Here is a 17,148-nt window from a genome sequence, read left to right on the forward strand (position 1 = left end):
GCCTTGGCTTGGCTAGATTGCAGCCATGCTTTGGCCGTTCTCGCGCGAGAGTGGACCCTGTTGATTGCAACGCCAAGAAGCAAAGAGCCGGAACAGCTTATGCCAACCATTGCGCTGGTCGACGACGACCGCAACATCCTGACCTCGGTTTCGATCGCGTTGGAGGCCGAGGGCTATCGCATCCAGACCTACACGGACGGCGCCTCGGCCCTGGACGGGTTGAAGCAGAATCCGCCCGACCTTGCCATCTTCGACATCAAGATGCCGCGTATGGACGGGATGGAGCTGCTGCGCCGCCTGCGCCAGAAGTCCGACCTGCCGGTCATCTTCCTGACCTCGAAGGACGAAGAGATCGACGAGCTCTTCGGCCTGAAGATGGGCGCCGACGACTTCATCCGCAAACCCTTCTCGCAGCGCCTCCTGGTCGAGCGGGTCAAGGCGATCCTGCGCCGGGCCGGCGCGCGCGACGCCACCACCGCAGTCCGCACCGAGGACGCCAAAGCGCTGGAGCGCGGCCTGCTGCGCATGGATCCGGAGCGGCATACCTGCACCTGGAAGGGCGAGCCGGTGACGCTGACGGTCACCGAATTCCTGATCCTGCAGTCGCTGGCGCAGCGTCCGGGCGTGGTCAAGAGCCGCAATGCGCTGATGGACGCAGCCTATGACGACGAGGTCTATGTCGACGACCGCACCATCGACAGCCACATCAAGCGCCTGCGCAAGAAGTTCAACCAGGTCGATGTCGAGTTCGACATGATCGAGACGCTATACGGCGTCGGCTACCGCTTCAAGGAAGCCTGAGAAGCATCCCGGCGCGCGCTGTGACGACGTTTGCGCGCACGCCGGGACAGGATAAGAGCCGCTCATGGCGACGATCGAACAGGAACGGGCTCGCACCGGCGGGCCGCGGACGGGGCTGACGCTGCGCCGTCGCGCTGCCCTGTTTGGCCGTCGCCTGCTGCGCGCCATCTCCGGGCGGGCGGCCTCGAGCCTGACCCGGCGCATCGTTGTCCTCAACCTTGCCGGCCTCGTCGCGCTCCTCGTCGGCTTCCTCTATCTCAACCAGTTCCGCGAAGGCCTGATCGAGGCGCGGGTGCAGAGCCTTTTGACGCAGGGCGAGATCATCGCCGGCGCCATCGCCGCCTCCGCCACGGTCGAGACCGACACGATCGCGATCGACCCGGACAAGCTGCTGCAGATGCAGGCTGGCGAGAGCGGTGCCATTGCCGAGGACCCACTCGACTTCTCGATCAATCCGGAGAAGGTCGCCCCGCTGCTGCGCCGGCTGGTGACGCCGACCAAGACGCGTGCCCGCATCTACGACAGGGACGGGATGCTGACGCTGGATTCGCGCAATCTCTATTCGCGCGGCGACATCCTGCGGCTCGACCTGCCGCGCATCGGCGAGAGCGACGAGCCGCCGCTGCTCGAGCGCACCTGGAACATGTTCCGCAACCGGCTCGGGCGGGCCGATCTGCCGGCCTATGACGATTTCGCCAATGCCAACGGCAAATCCTATACCGAGGTCGCCCGGGCGCTGGCGGGCTCGCCGGCGAGCGTGGTCCGGGTCAACACCCGCGGCGAGACCATCGTCTCGGTGGCGGTGCCGGTCCAGCGCTTCCGGGCCGTGCGCGGCGCGCTGCTGCTCTCGACCCAAGGCGGCGACATCGACGCCGTCATCGCCTCCGAACGTTACGCCATCTTCCAGGTCTTCGCGGTCGCCGCCGGGGTGATGATCATCCTGTCGGTACTGCTCGCCGGCACGATCGCCGAGCCGATCCGCAAGCTCGCCGATGCTGCCCAGCGCGTCCGCCGTGGCGTCAAGGCGCGCGAGGAGATCCCGGATTTTTCCAGCCGTCACGACGAGATCGGCCATCTCTCCGGCTCGTTCCGCGAGATGACGCAGGCGCTCTACAACCGCATGGAGGCGATCGAGCGCTTCGCCGCCGATGTCGCCCATGAATTGAAGAACCCGCTGACCTCGCTGCGCAGCGCGGTCGAGACCTTGCCGCTGGCCAAGAGCGAGGAGTCGCGCGGGCGCCTGCTCGCCGTCATCCGCCACGACGTGAAGCGGCTCGACCGGCTGATCACCGACATCTCCGACGCCTCGCGCCTCGATGCCGAACTTGCCCGCGACGACGCCGTCGCGTTGGATCTCGCCCAACTCGTCGAGGCGGTGGTCTCGGTTCAGAACCAGATCCGCCGCGAGGGCCAGCCGGTCGTCGAGCTCACTGTCGACCGGCGCGGACAACGGCCTGGGGCAGACCCCTTCCGTGTGCTCGGCCACGATTCCCGCCTCGGCCAGGTCTTCGTCAACCTGATCGAGAACGCCCGCTCCTTCTCGCCGGCAGACAAGCCGGTCAGGGTCAAGCTCTCGCGGGTCGCCGGCGACGTGCTGATCACCATCGAGGATGACGGCCCGGGCATCCCGCCGCATGCACTGGAGCGGATCTTCGAGCGCTTCTACACCGACCGGCCGGAGAGTGGTTTCGGCCAGAATTCGGGCCTCGGTCTCTCGATCTCGCGCCAGATCGTCGAAGCTCATCGCGGCTCGATCAGGGCTGAGAACCGTTACGCCTCTGAGCAGTCGGAAGGCGAGGACATGCGGCTCGGCGCACGTTTCGTCGTGCGCCTGCCCGCGGCCGTGCAGCCGGCATGACCGCTTCGCCTCCGCTTCGTCTGCACGCCAGCGCCGTCGTGATCGGCGAGGCCGGCATTCTGATCCGCGGCCCGTCGGGCGTTGGCAAGTCGAGCCTGGCGCTGGCGCTGATCGGTGCAGCGCAGTTGCGAGGGTATTTCGCCCGGCTGGTCGCCGACGACCGTACTGAGATCACCGTGTGCGCCGGCCGCCTCGTTGCCTCGCCGGTGCCGCCGATCGAGGGGCTGGTCGAGCGCCGCGGCCTCGGCCTGACGCCGGAACGGCATCTTGCCGCCGCGGTACTCCGGCTGGTGATCGACTGTGGTACCGAGCCCGAGCGCATGCCGGAGCCGGAAGCGCTGGTCGAGACCATCGCCGGCGTCACCCTGCCGCGGCTGGCGCTGCTGCCGAGGCCGGGCGACGAACGTCTGATCCTGACGGCGCTTGCGCTCTTCGCCGGCTCTGATTGAATTGTCTTCGACGAGTTCGAGACAAGCGCCTTGCCTATCCTTCGCACCTGCCGCATAAACCGCGACCTTGTCCGGGCGCCGATGGGCGCTCTTCGGTGGGACTGAATGATCGGACTCGTGCTCGTCACGCATGGGCATCTGGCGACGGAATTCCGCGCCGCGCTCGAACATGTCGTTGGCCCGCAAGCCAACCTCGCGACCATCGCCATCGCCCCCGATGACGATATGGAGGGGCGTCGGCGCGACATCATCGCGGCGGTGGAGCAGGTCGAGACCGGCAAGGGCGTCATCGTTCTGACCGACATGTTCGGCGGCACGCCCTCCAATCTCGCCATCTCGGTGATGGAGCCGGGCCGTATCGACGTCGTCGCCGGCATCAACCTGCCGATGCTGATCAAGCTCGCCAGCGTGCGCGAGGAGAAGACCCTCGACGAAGCGGTCAGCAGCGCGCAGGATGCGGGCCGGAAATACATCACGGTCGCCAGCCGCGTTCTCGCGGGCAAATGAGGTTCGGCGTGCAAGGCATGCGCGAAGACGAGATCCGCGACGAGGATTGCGACTGCAGCGAGGTCGAGATTCCGGCCGGTGCCGTCTATGGCGAGTTCCAGATCGTCAACAAGAAGGGCCTGCACGCCCGCGCCACGGCGAAATTCGTGCAATGCGCCAGTCAGTTCGACGCCGACATCACCGTCTCCCGCTGTGGCGAGACCGTCGGCGCCACCTCGATCATGGGCATCCTGACGCTCGGCGCCGGCATCGGCTCGACCATTACCGTGGTCGCCAAGGGCGCCGACGCCAAGGATGCGCTCCAGGCGCTGGGCGCGCTCGTCGCCGACCGGTTCGGCGAGGGCGAATAGGCGGCGATTTGGCGCGCGCGCTCTCGGCGCTGTCCGCTTCTGTCGACCTCATCGTCATGCTCGTTGCCCTGATCGGCTTTGTCCGGATGCTCATGACCGGGCGCCTCTCGATCCGTCGGATCCGGGCCAAGGAATGGTGGCCGCAGGAGGGCCCCGGGCTAGGGTGCGCCGCGCTCCTTTCGGCAGATATAAAGACATCTTTATATCTTTGATTGCCTTCTGGCGGTGGCCCTGCTAGAGAGCGCGCCGTCATTCAAAGCACGATCGATTGGAGCGTCCCCGTGTCGAAGCAGGATTACGTCGTCAAGGACATCAGCCTCGCGGATTACGGCCGCAAGGAAATCAACATGGCCCAGGACGAGATGCCGGGCCTGATGGCGATCCGTGCCGAGCACGCCGGCAAGGCTCCGCTCAAGGGCGCCCGCATCGCCGGCTGCCTGCACATGACCATCCAGACGGCCGTGCTGATCGAGACCCTCAAGGAGCTCGGCGCCGACGTGCGCTGGTCGTCCTGCAACATCTTCTCGACCCAGGACCATGCCGCCGCCGCGATCGCCGCGACCGGAACCCCCGTCTTCGCCATCAAGGGCGAGACCCTGGAGGAGTACTGGGAGTACGTGCTGCGCACCGCGACCTGGGGTGACGGCGGCACGCCGAACATGATCCTCGACGATGGCGGCGACCTGACCATGCTGATCATCCTCGGCGCCGAGGCCGAGGCCGGCAACGCCGCCTTCCTCGACAAGCCGGGCAACGAGGAAGAGACGATCTTCTTCGCGCTGATCAAGCGCGAGCTGAAGGCCAATCCGGGCTGGTTCACCAAGACCCGCGCCGCGATCAAGGGCGTCTCGGAGGAGACCACCACCGGCGTGCACCGCCTCTACGAGCTCGCCAAGGCGGGCCGCCTGCCCTTCCCGGCGATCAACGTCAACGACAGCGTCACCAAGTCGAAGTTCGACAACCTCTATGGCTGCCGCGAGTCGCTGGTCGACGCCATCCGCCGCGGCACCGACGTGATGATGTCGGGCAAGGTCGCGGTCGTCGCCGGCTATGGCGACGTCGGCAAGGGCTCGGCCGCCTCGCTGCGCCAGGCCGGCTGTCGCGTGCTCGTCACCGAGATCGACCCGATTTGCGCCCTGCAGGCGGCGATGGAGGGCTATGAGGTCGTTACCATGGAGGACGCCGCTCCGCGCGCCGACATCTTCGTGACCGCGACCGGCAATCTCGACGTCATCACCATCGACCACATGCGCGCGATGAAGCACCGCGCCATCGTCTGCAATATCGGCCACTTCGACTCGGAGATTCAGGTCGCCGGCCTGAAGAATTTTAAGTGGGACAACGTCAAGCCGCAGGTCGACGAGATCGAGTTCCCCGACGGCAAGCGCATCATCCTGCTCTCGGAAGGCCGCCTGGTGAATCTCGGCAACGCGACCGGCCATCCGTCCTTCGTGATGTCCTGCTCGTTCTCGAACCAGACGCTGGCCCAGATCGAGCTCTGGAACCATCACGCCAAGTACGAGAACAAGGTCTACACCCTGCCCAAGCACCTCGACGAGAAAGTCGCGGCGCTGCACCTGGCCAAGGTCGGCGCCAAGTTGACCAAGCTCAACGACGCCCAGGCGAAGTATATCGGCGTGTCGCAGGCCGGCCCGTTCAAGCCGGAGCTCTATCGCTACTGACGGCATCCTCCGTGCTGCCGCAGGCCGGAGCGGGCTGACATCGCGCCACTGGGAACGGGTATCCCGGCTTCGGCGCCCATTATCGAGAAGCCCGGCCCTGTGCCGGGCTTTGTCGCGTTCACCGTCCTACATCTCTCCGACGCTACTAATAGACGCTTACGCACAATTGGCATCAACTTGTTGATGGTCCTCCCTGCGCTTCCGGCAACGCCGCCGCCATTCGGCCTTTACCGTCGATTAAGCACTTCCTGCCGGAGTCGTGCGGTGATTACAGTGGCACTGATTCGGGCGGCCGGCAGGTTTCACGCATGGCGTCCGGTTTCGTGCAGCGGTGGCTTTGCGGGTTGCGGGCGTGGGTCCTTCAGGGGCGCCGTGGCCGATTGTCGCGTTGGCGACACCCCGCTGATTGCGGCCGGAAGATTGGTCTGGGACAGGACGGACGCGAGAATGAGACGGGCAAGGCAGGTTGGGCGGGAGACGAACGGAGTGGTCCGCTTCCTCCTGCCCGGGCTTGCCGGCGCCGCGCCGGCTCCCGCTCTCGCCCAGGTCGAGGCGCTGCTGCCGCTGCGACCCGACTGGTTGAGTGCCGGCGGCCTCTCGCTGATCTTCGTCGGGCTCGTCGTCTTCGCCACCACCACCTCGATCCTCTATGTCCGCGAGCGCGCGCGCTGGACGCGCCGCGAGGGCGAGCTCGCCGCCGGCCTGGAGGCCGCGCGTGGTCATCAGGAGCGGCTCGGCGCCCTGCTCGCGAGCGACCGGCAGGTCGTGCTGAGCTGGGATGGGCCGAAGGCGAGCCCGATCGTCGAGGGCGACAGCGGCTTTCTCGGCATTGGCGGCCCCGCGCCGGCGCTGGCATACGGCACCTGGGCGCCGCCGGCCGAGGCCAAGCGCCTCGAGTTGGCGACCGAAGCCCTCAAGGAGCGCGGAGAGGCCTTCGCATTCACCTTCAAGGCCAAAGCCGGACGTTTCGTTGATGCGGAAGGGCGGCCCGTCGCCGGCCGCGCCGTGATCCGCCTGCGCGAGGTCGGCGGCGAGCGGGCCCGGGCCCTGGCGTTGGAGGACGAGCTCGGCAAGCTCGCCAGCGACCATGCCGCGCTCACGACCTTGCTCTCTGGCGTGCCGCAGCCGGTCTGGATGCGCAGCACCGATGGCCGCCTGAGCTGGGTCAACGCCGCCTATGCCCGTGCCGTCGAGGCTCCCGACAGCCAGCAGGCGGTTAAGGCTGGGCTCGAGCTTTTCGATCGCAGCGAGCGCGAAGCCGCCGCCAAGGCCCGCAAGGACGGCCGCGTCTTTCAGCTGCGCGCGCCCGTCGTCATGGCCGGCCAGCGCCGCATCGTCGATGTCATGGAGACGCCGACGCCCTCCGGCTATGCCGGCATCGCCACCGATATGAGCGAGCTCGAGGCGGTTCGCGCCGACCTGCAGCGCCAGATGGACGCGCATGTGCGCACGCTCGACCGGTTGAAGACCGGCGTCGCCGTCTTCGACGCCTCGCAGCGCCTGGTCTATCGCAACAGCGGCTATGAGGCGCTCTGGTCGCTCGATCCAGGCTTCCTCGACTCCAATCCGACAGACGGCGAGATCCTCGACCGCCTGCGCACCGAGCGTCGCCTGCCCGAGCTCGGCGACTACCGCACCTGGAAGGCGCAGGTCCACGCCGCCTATACCGCGACCCGCGCCAGCGAGGACTGGTGGTATCTGCCTGACGGACGTACCGTCCATGTCGTCGCCAGCCCGAATCCGCAGGGAGGCGTCACCTATCTCTTCGACGATGAGACCGAGCGCTTTACCCTTGAATCGCGCTTCAACGCGCTCTCGCGTACCCAGCGCGAGACGCTCGACTCGTTGCGCGAAGGCGTCGCCGTGTTCGGTTCGGACGGGCGCCTCAAGCTCTCCAACCCCGCTTTCGCCCAGCTCTGGAAGCTCTCGCCCGAGCGCGCCGCTGCCGCGCCGCATATCGACGAGGTCGTGGCCCTGAGCCGCCCGCTCTTCCCGGACGACGCGGTCTGGACCGAGATCCGCAGCGCCGTCGCCGGCGTACGCGATGCCCGCGAGGACTATCGCTGCCATATGGAGCGCCGCGACGGCACGGTGCTCGACTGCACCGCCGCTCCCTTGCCGGACGGGGCGACGCTGATCACCTTCGCCGACGTCACCGCCGGCGTGAATGTCGAGCGGGCGCTGACCGAGCGCAACGAGGCGTTGGAGCGCGTCTCGCGGCTGCGCGAGGAGTTCGTCCACCACGTCTCCTACGAACTGCGCTCGCCGCTGACCAACATCATCGGCTTCGCGCAACTGCTCGGCGAGGAGACGGTCGGCGCGCTCAACGAGAAGCAGCGCGACTATACCGGTCACATCGTCCGCTCCTCCGGTGCGCTGCTCGCCATCATCAACGATATCCTCGACCTCGCCTCGATCGACAATGGCGCGCTCGCGCTCGATCTCGAGGAGGTCGATGTTGCCAAGAGCATTGCCCAGGCCGCGACCGGGCTGCAGGACCGGCTCGCCGACAGCGAGCTCACGCTGCAAGTCGACATCGCCCCGCAGACCGGGCCGCTGCGTGCCGATCCCAAGCGCCTGCGTCAGATCCTGTTCAACCTGCTCTCCAACGCGATCGGCTTCTCGCAGCCCGGCCAGACCATCCGCGTCAGCGCCGGCCGGGTCGGCGGCGAGATCCGCATCACCGTCGCCGATGAGGGCCGCGGCATCCCGGACGAGGTCAAGGAGAAGGTTTTCGACCGTTTCGAGAGCCACTCGCTGGGCTCGCGCCATCGCGGCGTCGGGCTCGGCCTGTCGATGGTCCGCTCGATCGTCGAACTGCATGGCGGCCGCGTCGAGCTCGATTCGGCGCTGGGCAAGGGCACGCGCGTCACCGCCGTCTTCCCGCCGGAGGGCATGCGCATCTCGGACGCCGCCGAATGAGTGACGAAGCCGCGCGGGCGGGCACGCATACCGTCATCCTGCCGGACGAGGCCGCGACGGCGCGGCTGGCGCAGGACATCGCCGATATCCTCAAGACCGGCGACATCGTCGCCCTCTCCGGCCATCTTGGCGCCGGCAAGTCGCTGCTGGCGCGGGCCATGCTACGCCGCCTCGCCGGCGATCCGGCGCTGGAGGCGCCGAGCCCGACCTTCACGCTGGTGCAGAGCTATGACAGCGCGCGCGGGCTCCTGCTCCATGCCGATCTCTACCGCGTTCGCAGCCCTGACGAGCTCGACGATATCGGCCTGATCGAGGACCTCGATCTCGCGATGACCATCGTCGAGTGGCCGGACCGGGCCGGCGCACGTCTGCCGGCGGGCCGGCGGCTCGACATCGTGCTGGAGGTCGATCCGGAGAACCCCGAGCAGGGCCGGATCGCGACGCTTTCCGGCGGCGTGCTCTGGCGTCAGCGGCTTTCGCTCGCCATCGGTGCCCGCCGCCTGATCGACGAAGCCGGCTGGAGCGAGGCGAGGCGCGAGTTCATGCTCGGCGATGCCTCGAGCCGCGCCTATGAGCGCCTGATCAGGCCGTCGGGCGAGACCGCGATCCTGATGATCTCGCCGCCGCGTCCGGATGGGCCGGCGATCCGCCAGGGCAAGCCCTACAGCGCCATCGCCCATCTCGCCGAGACCGTCGACGCCTTCGTCGCCATGGACAAGGCTCTACGCTCGCTTGGCCTCTCGGCCCCGGACATCCTGGCGCAGGATCTCGTCACAGGCCTGTTGATCATCGAGGACCTCGGCGCCGAGCCGGTCGTCGGCGCCGACGGGCCGATCCCCGATCGCTACGAGGCCGCCGCCCGCCTGCTAGCCGAACTGCACCGGCATGCCCTGCCGACGATCCTGCCGGTGGTCGAAGGGCGCGACCATGTCCTGCCCGACTATGATCGCGAGGCGCTCGCCATCGAGACCGAGCTGGTGCTCGACTGGTATGCCCCGCACATCGCCGGCGTCACCCTGCCGGCGGTGACGCGGGCCGAGTTCAGCCGCATCTGGGAGAAGCTCTTCGACGAGATCTTCGAGACGCCGGCGACCTGGACCTTGCGCGACTATCATTCGCCCAACCTGCTCTGGCTCCCCGATCGCGTCGGCCATGCCAGGCTCGGCCTGATCGATTTCCAGGACTCGGTGCTCGGCCACCCCGCCTACGACCTGGTCTCGCTCGGCCAGGACGCGCGCGTCGACGTGCCGGCGGCGCTGGAGCTGCGCCTGCTCGCCGCCTATGCCGGGGCGCGGCGCGGCACCGATCCCGGCTTCGACCTGCCGGGCTTCGCCCGCGCCTATGCCATCCTCGGCGCCCAGCGCAACACCAAGATCGCCGGCATCTTCGCGAGGCTCGACCGCCGCGACGGCAAGCCGGGCTATCTCAAGCATTTGCCACGGATCGAGGCTTACCTGCGCCGCAATCTCGAACAACCGGCGCTGGCGGAGCTGAAGGCCTGGTACGAGACCTATCTGCCGAAGCTCTATGCCGGGCAGGAGAAGGCGGAAGCGAAGGCAGAGGCCGACCCCGCGGAGCAGGACCGGCCCGAGCCCGAGCAGAGTGAGGCCTGACCCGGGCGCTCAGCCCGGCCCGGCCCCCTGCGTGCCCAGATAAAGCGCATAGATCGACTGGCTCGCCGCCATGAACAGCCGGTTGCGCTTGGGCCCGCCGAAGCAGACATTGCCGCAGACCTCCGGCAGCCGGATGCGGCCGATCAGCTTGCCCTCCGGGTTGAAGCAGAGCACGCCATTGTAGCCGACCGCGCGGCCGGCATTCGATGACGCCCAGAGATTGCCCTGCACGTCGCAGCGCAAACCGTCCGGGCCGCATTTCACCCCATCGACCATGCAGTCGGAGAACAATTTGCCGTTCGAGAGCTTGTTGTCGGCGCCGACATCGAAGACATGGATGTCGCCCTTGCCGCCGGGGCCGGTATCGCCCGGGCCCTTGCCGGTCGAGGCGATGTAGAGCTTCTTGTAGTCCGGCGAGAAGCACAGCCCGTTCGGATCGGGAACCTGCTGCTCGGTGACGACGAGGTCGACCTTGCCGCTCGGATCGATCCGGTAGCAGTTGGTCGGCAATTCCCGCTTGTAGAAGCCGATCTCCGGCGGCTGGCCGAGGCGGGGATTGATCTTTCCGCTCGTATTGCTCGGCCCGCCGGCTGCATCCGGAGCGCCCTCATAGAGCTGGCCGCCATAGGGCGGATCGGTGAACCAGTAGCTGCCGTCGGGATGCTGCACGACGTCATTGGGCGAATTCAGCCGCTTGCCGTCGAACTTGTCGGCGAGGATCGTCACCGAGCCGTCGAGCTCGTAGCGCACGACGCGGCGGTTGAGATGCTCGCAGGAGAGCTGCCGGCCCTGGAAATCAAAGCTGTTGCCGTTGCTGTTGCCCGAGGGCGTGCGGAAGACGCTGACGCGGCCGTCATCCTCGAGCCAGCGCATCTGCCGGTTGTTGGGGATGTCGCTCCAGACGAGATAGCGCCCCTGTGCGTTCCAGGCCGGGCCTTCCGCCCAGAGTGCCCCGGTCCACAGCCGCTGGATCGCGGCGTTCGGCTGGGCCAGCCCTTCGAAGGCGGGATCGACGGCGAGGACGTCCGGGTCCCAGAAATAAGTGGTCGGCGCGCCGCTGCGGCTGAAATCGCGCGGCGGCGTCGTGATCGTGCTCGGCGGGCCGGGCCGGGCGGCCGGAGCCTGCGCCAGGGCCGTATCGGCTGCAGCGGCGAGGGCTCCTGCGCCGGCGACCTGCAACAGGCGGCGGCGTGACAAGGCGGGGCGTGATTCATCGATCATGCGTTGCTGCATCGGTGACCTCCCTGGGTTGAACTTGTGTCGTTCCTACCCGGCCATCGGGAGCGCCGATTGCGGCGGTGACGTGGCGGAAGGTCGCCATGTCGTCATAGCAAGCCCTGCGCGAGCAGGGCTTCTCACTGACTTAAATCGGTTTAATGATATCGAGTCCGGAGATTGCCGCTGCGCACCGTCCTCAGGCCGCGAGATCCGCCACCAGCGCGTCGAGCAGGAGCGCCCCTTCCGGCGTCGCCGCGAGCCGGCCATTGGCCGTGCGGGCGAGGAAGCCCTCGGCGATCAGGCTGCCGATGCGGTTGCCGTTGAGCTTGCGGCCCGCCAATCCCTCGAACACGTGGGGATCGATGCCTTCGACGAGTCGCAGGCCCATCAGCAGGTATTCGTCGCCTTGCGCCTCGGCCGAGAGTTTCTCGTTTTCGATCAGCGCGTCGCCGCCGGCCTCGATCCGTTCCAGCCAGGTTTCCGGGCGCTTCTCGGTCGATTGCGCATAGCGGCCCTCCGCCGTCACCAGCCGGCCATGGGCGCCCGGGCCGATGCCGGCATATTCGCCATAGTGCCAGTAGACCAGATTGTGCCGGCACTCCGCGCCCGGCCGGGCATGGTTCGAGATCTCGTAGACCGGCAGGCCGTGCTTGGTCGTGATCTCCTGCGTCAGCTCGTAGAGCGAAGCGCCTGCATCGGGATCGGGAATGGCGAGCTTGCCGGCCCTGTAGAGCTGCTCGAAGGCGGTGCCTGGCTCGATGGTGAGCTGGTAGAGCGAGAGATGCTCGGCGGCATGGCTGATCGCCAGCTCCAGCTCGGCCTGCCAGAGCGCCGGCGTCTGCTCCGGCGAGCGGGCATAAATCAGGTCGAAGGAATAGCGCTCGAAATAGCGCCGCGCGATTCCGACCGCTTCGAGCGCTTCCTGGGCTGAATGCATCCGGCCGAGCGCCTTGAGATCGGCATCGTTCAGCGCCTGCACGCCGAGCGAGACGCGGTTGACGCCCGCTGCCCGGAAATCGCGGAAGCGCCCGGCCTCGACGCTGGTCGGATTGGCCTCCAGCGAGACCTCGCAATCGGGGTCGACGGCCCAATGCTCGCCGATCGCATCGAGGATCGCGCCGACCGTCGCGCCCTCCATCAGCGAGGGCGTGCCGCCGCCGAAGAAGATCGAGCTGACCGTGCGGCCCGGTGCGAGCTGTGCCCGCTGGGCGATCTCGCGGCGGAAGGCAGCGATGTAGCGGGCCTGGTCCGGCGGCTGGTGCCGGACATGGGAGTTGAAGTCGCAATAAGGGCATTTGGCCAGGCAGAACGGCCAATGCACATAGACGGCAAAGCCGGCATCCGCCGTCGGATGCCTGGGCACGCCGGGCCGCGCGGCAAGGGCGGCCGAAGGGCTCAAGCCGGCTTCCTCAGGCAGGCAGCGGCGAGCACATGAAAGGCGCGGGCGCGGTGCGACAGGCCGGGCGAGCCGTCCTGCGGGATGCCGTGCTTTTCTTCCGCGCTCATCTCGCCAAAGGTCTTTGCATGGCCGGCCGGCTGGAAGATCGGGTCGTAGCCGAAGCCCGAGGTCCCGCGCGGAGCCTCGACGATCGTGCCGAAGACTCGGCCTTCGAACAGTTCCTGATGTCCGTCCGGCCAGGCGATCACCAGAGCCGAGACGAAATGCGCCTTGCGCTGCTCGGGCGTGGTCGCGCCGCGCTTTGCAAGCTCGGCCTGCACACGGGCCAGCGCCGGGGCGAAATCCTTGCCTGGCCCGGCCCAATTGGCAGAGAACAGGCCGGGCGCCCCGTCGAGCGCGTCGATGCAGACGCCGGAATCATCGGCGAGCGCCGGCAGGCCGGAGGCCTTCGCCGCCCCGACCGCCTTGATCGCAGCGTTCTCGGCGAACATGTGGCCGTCCTCGACCGGCTCGGGCAGGCCGAGCTCGCCGGCCGAGACCAGCTCGACGCCATAGGGCGCCAGCAGCTCGCGCATTTCGCGCAGCTTGCCTTGATTGTGGGTCGCGATCACGACCTTGCCGGTGAGGAGGCGGGGTTCGCTCATGGCGTCAGGCCACCGCAGCCTTCTGCAGGGCGACCAGCTTGCCGACGCCGCCCTTGGCGAGCTTCAGCAGCGCCAGCAGCTCCTCCTCCGAGAAGGGGGCGCCCTCGGCGGTGCCCTGCACCTCGACGAGGCCGCCCGCGCCGGTGATGACGAAGTTGGCGTCGGTCTGCGCGCCGGAATCCTCGACATAGTCGAGATCGATCACCGGATTGCCGGCGACGATGCCGCAGGAGATCGCGGCGACATGATCCTTCAGCGGATTGGCGCCCTTCAGCATGCCGCGCCCTTCCATCCATTTCAGCGCGTCGTGCAGCGCGACCCAGGCGCCGGTGATCGAGGCGGTGCGGGTGCCGCCATCGGCCTGCAGCACGTCGCAATCGACGACGATCTGGCGCTCGCCGATCGCGGTCAGGTCGACCACGGCGCGCAAGCTGCGCCCGACCAGGCGCTGGATCTCCTGCGTGCGGCCCGACGGCTTGCCGGAGGAGACCTCGCGGCGGGTGCGCTCATGCGTGGCGCGCGGCAGCATCGAATATTCGGCGGTGACCCAGCCCTTGCCGGTGCCGCGCAGCCAGGGCGGCCCCTTTTCCTCGACGGTCGCGGCGCAGAGCACCTTGGTCTCGCCGAAGGTCACCATGCACGAGCCTTCGGCATAGCGCACCACGCCGCGTTCCAGCGTGACCTTGCGCATCTCGTCGGCTGCGCGCTTCGAGGGTCTCATCGTGCCAATCCTGTGTTCCGGAGTCCGCGGCTTGTAGGCGCTTAAGCGGAGTGCGGCAAGGCGAGCAGGGGCATAGGGCTTGATCGGGCCGCCTTCGCCGGAGACAATAGGCTATGGCATCGAGGTTGTTCGCTAGGGAATGAGCGCCCATACCCGCCCGGATTCGCCCGGCGGCCTGGTCGAGATCGACCAGCGCTCGCGCGAGATCTTTCGCCAGATCGTCGACGGTTACCTGACCACCGGCGAGCCCGTCGGCTCGCGCAACATCGCCCGCTTGCTGCCGAGGGCGCTGTCACCGGCCACGGTGCGCAATGTCATGACCGATCTCGAGATGGCCGGGCTGATCTATGCCCCGCACACTTCGGCCGGCCGTTTGCCGACCGAGCGTGGGCTGCGCTTCTTCGTCGACGGCATGATGGAGGTCGGCAACCTCACCTCCGACGAGCGCTCCCGTATCGAGGCACAGATCCGGGCCGCCGCCAGCCACCGCTCGCTCGACCAGACGCTGACGGAAGCCTCGGCCCTGCTCTCGGGCCTGTCGCGCGGCGCCGGCGTCGTCGTCACCACCAAGGCCAATGCCCGCCTGCGCCATATCGAATTCGTCAGGCTCGATGCCGGCCAGGCGCTCGCCGTGCTCGTCGCCGATGACGGCACGGTCGAGAACCGCATCCTGGCGCTGCCGCCGGGTCTGCCGGCGTCGGCGCTGGTCGAGGCCGGCAATTTCCTCAATGCCCGCATCGTCGGCAAGACGCTCGACGAGCTTCGCCGCGAGATCGCCGAAAGTCGCGTCCTGATGGAGCGCGAGCTCGACGAGTTGACGGCGCGCCTCGTCGAAAGCGGCATCGCCACGACGTCCGGTCCCTCCGGCGACCGGCACCTGATCGTGCGCGGCCAGGCCAATCTGCTCGAGGATCTGAAGGCGCAGGAAGATCTGGAGCGCATCCGCCTGCTCTTCGCCGATCTGGAGACGCAGACCGAACTGATCGACCTGCTCGCGCGGGCCGAGGCCGGCGACGGCGTGCGCATCTTCATCGGCTCGGAGAACAAATTGTTCTCGATGTCGGGCTCCTCGATCATCGCCGCGCCCTTCCGCGATGGCGGCCAGCGTATCGTCGGCGTCGTCGGCATCATCGGCCCGACCCGGCTGAACTATGCCCGGATCGTGCCGATGGTCGATTACACCGCCAAAGTGGTCGGGCGCCTGCTCGACAGCGGACGATGAGGCGCCTGCTGAGGGCTGCGGCGATCCTGGCGGGAGTGGTCCTGATGACGGAAGTCGGCGAGGCGCAGACCGGGTTGCTCGAAGCCGCGGGGCGTGGCGACCTTGCCGCGGTGAATCGCTTGATCGCCGCCAAAGCCGATCTCGAACAGCGCGACGGCCAGCGTCAGACGCCGCTGCTGCTCGCCGTCGCCGGCAATCATGTCGCCGTCGCCAAGGCGCTGCTGGCGGCAGGCGCGAGCCCCAACGCCCAGGCGGCGAACCAGGACACGCCCTGGCTGCTCGCCGGCGCTAGCGGCCGCACCGAGATCATCGCGGCAATGCTGCCGCTCAAGCCTGATCTGACGATCCGCAACCGCTATGGCGGCAATGCGCTGATACCCGCCTGCGAGCGCGCCCATGTCGAAACGGCCAAGCTCCTGCTGACATCAGGCATCGACGTGAACCACGTCAACAATCTCGGTTGGACCTGCCTTCTGGAGATTGTGATCCTCGGCGATGGCGGCCCTCGCCACCAGCAGGTGGCGCAGCTCGTGCTCGATGCCGGCGCCGATCCCAACCTCGCCGACAGAGACGGCATCAGCCCGCTCCAGCACGCCCGTAAGCGCGGCCAAAGCGAGGTCGCCCGGCTGATCGCGGCGGCCGGCGGGCGTTGAACGCTATTCCAGCCAATCGGTGATGAAGCGCTCGCTGGCGTGGATGTCGATCGATTCCAGCACCTCCGGCCCGAGGCTGCGGAATTTATGTGGCACGCCGGCCGGCACGACCAGGATCTCTCCCGGCCCGGCCTCCATCTCCCGGTCGCCGATCGTGTAGAGCGCCCGCCCGGCGCGCACGATGAAGGTCTCGGGATAGGGATGGCTGTGCAGCCTCGGCCCCTTGCCGGGCTCGGCCCGGACGAAGATCAGCGAGACCTCGCCGCCGAAGCCCTGCACCTCGCCATGCCATTCCCCCGGGGTCTCGGACCAGTCCTCGCGACGCATGGCGCGTACGTCTGCTGCCATGTCCGCCATCTCAGCCACGAGCCGCGATTGCCGCCGCAGCGCCCGCCATCACCCCGCCGGTGACGCGGTTGATCCGGCGCATGGTCCTGGGGCTCGACACCAGCCGCCGGACCCGGTCGGCGAGGAAAGCGTAGCCGAGCAGCGTGGTGTTGATGATCAGCGTGGTCAGGGCGACGATCTCGGCGAACGCCAGCGGCGTGATCGCGTTGAGGTCGACGACCAGCGGCAGGATTGAGACGAAGAACACCATCACCTTGGGATTGCCGAGCGTCAATGCGAGGCCGCCGAGGAAGAGGCGGAGGCCTTCGCCTCGCATCGGCGGCTGGTCCTCCAGGCTCTTCACCGGGGCGGTCCAGAGCTTCCAGGCAAGATAGATCAGATAGGCGCAGCCGGCATATTTGATCGCCAGGAATAGGCCGTGGAAATTCTGCATCAGCACGGTGAGGCCGAGGACCGAGAAGGTCAGCCAGACCAGGTCGCCGGCGGCGATGCCGAGCACGAAGGGCACCACCCGCCGGAAGCCGGTCGAGAGCGAGCGCGCCACGATCGCGGCGATGCCCGGCCCCGGCGAGGCGACGGCAAGGAAATAGACACCGGCGAAAACCAGAAGCCCGGCGAGATCCATCGAGCGTTGCTCCCCGAAAAGACGTTGTTGGCGCCATGCTAGGCAGTGTGGACGGATTGCCGCATGCGTCTGTTCGAGGATTCCTCTGACGCGGATTGTCTGATTCATGGAGAGCCGACTGATTTGGAGGTCGGCG

General features: G+C 67.8%; 16 protein-coding genes. 10 read left to right on the plus strand and 6 right to left on the minus strand.

The window, feature by feature from the left end; all coding sequences use genetic code 11:
- Positions 1 to 99 precede the first annotated feature (99 nt).
- From ACFPOB_RS19605 to tsaE, 8 genes are all read left to right on the plus strand, one after another.
- The gene (locus ACFPOB_RS19605; RefSeq protein ID WP_377800056.1) at positions 100 to 801 is read left to right on the plus strand and encodes a response regulator transcription factor; all 702 of its coding nucleotides are present in this window, start codon (positions 100 to 102) and stop codon (positions 799 to 801) included.
- Between the two features lie 64 nt (positions 802 to 865).
- Entirely contained in the window at positions 866 to 2,659 is a 1,794-nt protein-coding gene (locus ACFPOB_RS19610) for a stimulus-sensing domain-containing protein (RefSeq protein WP_377800057.1), read from the plus strand.
- Positions 2,656 to 3,108, plus strand: a complete 453-nt coding sequence (locus ACFPOB_RS19615; RefSeq protein ID WP_377800059.1) for an HPr kinase/phosphorylase — start codon at positions 2,656 to 2,658, stop codon at positions 3,106 to 3,108. The genes ACFPOB_RS19610 and ACFPOB_RS19615 overlap by 4 nt, the downstream gene beginning before the upstream one ends.
- A 105-nt stretch (positions 3,109 to 3,213) precedes the next feature.
- Complete coding sequence (locus ACFPOB_RS19620) at positions 3,214 to 3,615, plus strand: PTS sugar transporter subunit IIA (protein ID WP_057189350.1); 402 nt, start codon at positions 3,214 to 3,216, stop codon at positions 3,613 to 3,615.
- Positions 3,616 to 3,632: 17 nt separating this feature from the next.
- Positions 3,633 to 3,965, plus strand: coding sequence for an HPr family phosphocarrier protein (locus ACFPOB_RS19625; RefSeq protein WP_377800074.1), 333 nt, complete (start codon positions 3,633 to 3,635; stop codon positions 3,963 to 3,965).
- Between the two features lie 281 nt (positions 3,966 to 4,246).
- The gene (gene ahcY, locus ACFPOB_RS19630) at positions 4,247 to 5,647 is read left to right on the plus strand and encodes an adenosylhomocysteinase (protein WP_377800060.1); all 1,401 of its coding nucleotides are present in this window, start codon (positions 4,247 to 4,249) and stop codon (positions 5,645 to 5,647) included.
- Positions 5,648 to 6,133: 486 nt separating this feature from the next.
- Positions 6,134 to 8,569: a sensor histidine kinase gene (locus ACFPOB_RS19635; protein WP_377800061.1), complete on the plus strand. Its 2,436-nt coding sequence runs from the start codon at positions 6,134 to 6,136 to the stop codon at positions 8,567 to 8,569.
- A complete protein-coding gene (gene tsaE / locus ACFPOB_RS19640) occupies positions 8,566 to 10,182 on the plus strand; it encodes a tRNA (adenosine(37)-N6)-threonylcarbamoyltransferase complex ATPase subunit type 1 TsaE (RefSeq protein ID WP_377800062.1) in 1,617 nt (538 codons plus the stop codon). The genes ACFPOB_RS19635 and tsaE overlap by 4 nt, the downstream gene beginning before the upstream one ends.
- A gap of 9 nt (positions 10,183 to 10,191) precedes the next feature.
- Here tsaE and ACFPOB_RS19645 read toward each other — a convergent pair whose 3' ends face one another.
- The 4 genes from ACFPOB_RS19645 to rph all read right to left on the minus strand — a co-directional run bounded on the left by ACFPOB_RS19645 (position 10,192) and on the right by rph (position 14,164).
- On the minus strand, positions 10,192 to 11,415 hold the full coding sequence (locus ACFPOB_RS19645) for an SMP-30/gluconolactonase/LRE family protein (protein ID WP_377800063.1): 1,224 nt from the start codon (positions 11,413 to 11,415) through the stop codon (positions 10,192 to 10,194).
- A gap of 181 nt (positions 11,416 to 11,596) precedes the next feature.
- The gene (gene hemW / locus ACFPOB_RS19650) at positions 11,597 to 12,799 is read right to left on the minus strand and encodes a radical SAM family heme chaperone HemW (protein ID WP_377800064.1); all 1,203 of its coding nucleotides are present in this window, start codon (positions 12,797 to 12,799) and stop codon (positions 11,597 to 11,599) included.
- Positions 12,796 to 13,443, minus strand: a complete 648-nt coding sequence (gene rdgB / locus ACFPOB_RS19655) for an RdgB/HAM1 family non-canonical purine NTP pyrophosphatase (protein ID WP_377800065.1) — start codon at positions 13,441 to 13,443, stop codon at positions 12,796 to 12,798. The genes hemW and rdgB overlap by 4 nt, the downstream gene beginning before the upstream one ends.
- A 4-nt stretch (positions 13,444 to 13,447) precedes the next feature.
- Positions 13,448 to 14,164, minus strand: coding sequence for a ribonuclease PH (rph, locus tag ACFPOB_RS19660; RefSeq protein ID WP_377800067.1), 717 nt, complete (start codon positions 14,162 to 14,164; stop codon positions 13,448 to 13,450).
- 139 nt (positions 14,165 to 14,303) lie between these two features.
- Here rph and hrcA point away from each other — a divergent pair, with 139 nt between their 5' ends.
- Entirely contained in the window at positions 14,304 to 15,386 is a 1,083-nt protein-coding gene (gene hrcA / locus ACFPOB_RS19665) for a heat-inducible transcriptional repressor HrcA (RefSeq protein ID WP_377800068.1), read from the plus strand.
- Positions 15,383 to 16,039 (plus strand): ankyrin repeat domain-containing protein, encoded by a 657-nt coding sequence (locus tag ACFPOB_RS19670; protein ID WP_377800069.1) that lies wholly within the window; start codon positions 15,383 to 15,385, stop codon positions 16,037 to 16,039. Before hrcA ends, ACFPOB_RS19670 begins: the two co-directional genes overlap by 4 nt.
- Before the next feature lie 3 nt (positions 16,040 to 16,042).
- Here ACFPOB_RS19670 and ACFPOB_RS19675 read toward each other — a convergent pair whose 3' ends face one another.
- Positions 16,043 to 16,387 (minus strand): cupin domain-containing protein, encoded by a 345-nt coding sequence (locus tag ACFPOB_RS19675; RefSeq protein ID WP_377800070.1) that lies wholly within the window; start codon positions 16,385 to 16,387, stop codon positions 16,043 to 16,045.
- A 10-nt stretch (positions 16,388 to 16,397) separates the two neighbouring features.
- Positions 16,398 to 17,012, minus strand: a complete 615-nt coding sequence (locus tag ACFPOB_RS19680; protein WP_377800071.1) for a LysE family translocator — start codon at positions 17,010 to 17,012, stop codon at positions 16,398 to 16,400.
- Between the last annotated feature and the right edge of the window lie 136 nt (positions 17,013 to 17,148).

The sequence above is a fragment of the Allobosea eneae genome (assembly GCF_042657265.1).
Classification (GTDB): domain Bacteria; phylum Pseudomonadota; class Alphaproteobacteria; order Rhizobiales; family Beijerinckiaceae; genus Allobosea; species Allobosea eneae.

Excerpts from the sequence above, each read along its gene's own strand:
- ACFPOB_RS19605 (WP_377800056.1), top strand. The coding sequence starts at position 100 with ATGCCAACCATTGCGCTGGTCGACGACGACCGCAACATCCTGACCTCG.
- ACFPOB_RS19610 (WP_377800057.1), top strand. The coding sequence starts at position 866 with ATGGCGACGATCGAACAGGAACGGGCTCGCACCGGCGGGCCGCGGACG.
- ACFPOB_RS19615 (WP_377800059.1), top strand. The coding sequence starts at position 2,656 with ATGACCGCTTCGCCTCCGCTTCGTCTGCACGCCAGCGCCGTCGTGATC.
- ACFPOB_RS19620 (WP_057189350.1), top strand. The coding sequence starts at position 3,214 with ATGATCGGACTCGTGCTCGTCACGCATGGGCATCTGGCGACGGAATTC.
- ACFPOB_RS19625 (WP_377800074.1), top strand. The coding sequence starts at position 3,633 with ATGCGCGAAGACGAGATCCGCGACGAGGATTGCGACTGCAGCGAGGTC.
- tsaE (WP_377800062.1), top strand. The coding sequence starts at position 8,566 with ATGAGTGACGAAGCCGCGCGGGCGGGCACGCATACCGTCATCCTGCCG.
- ACFPOB_RS19645 (WP_377800063.1), bottom strand. The coding sequence starts at position 11,415 with ATGCAGCAACGCATGATCGATGAATCACGCCCCGCCTTGTCACGCCGC.
- rdgB (WP_377800065.1), bottom strand. The coding sequence starts at position 13,443 with ATGAGCGAACCCCGCCTCCTCACCGGCAAGGTCGTGATCGCGACCCAC.
- rph (WP_377800067.1), bottom strand. The coding sequence starts at position 14,164 with ATGAGACCCTCGAAGCGCGCAGCCGACGAGATGCGCAAGGTCACGCTG.
- hrcA (WP_377800068.1), top strand. The coding sequence starts at position 14,304 with ATGAGCGCCCATACCCGCCCGGATTCGCCCGGCGGCCTGGTCGAGATC.
- ACFPOB_RS19670 (WP_377800069.1), top strand. The coding sequence starts at position 15,383 with ATGAGGCGCCTGCTGAGGGCTGCGGCGATCCTGGCGGGAGTGGTCCTG.
- ACFPOB_RS19675 (WP_377800070.1), bottom strand. The coding sequence starts at position 16,387 with ATGGCAGCAGACGTACGCGCCATGCGTCGCGAGGACTGGTCCGAGACC.
- ACFPOB_RS19680 (WP_377800071.1), bottom strand. The coding sequence starts at position 17,012 with ATGGATCTCGCCGGGCTTCTGGTTTTCGCCGGTGTCTATTTCCTTGCC.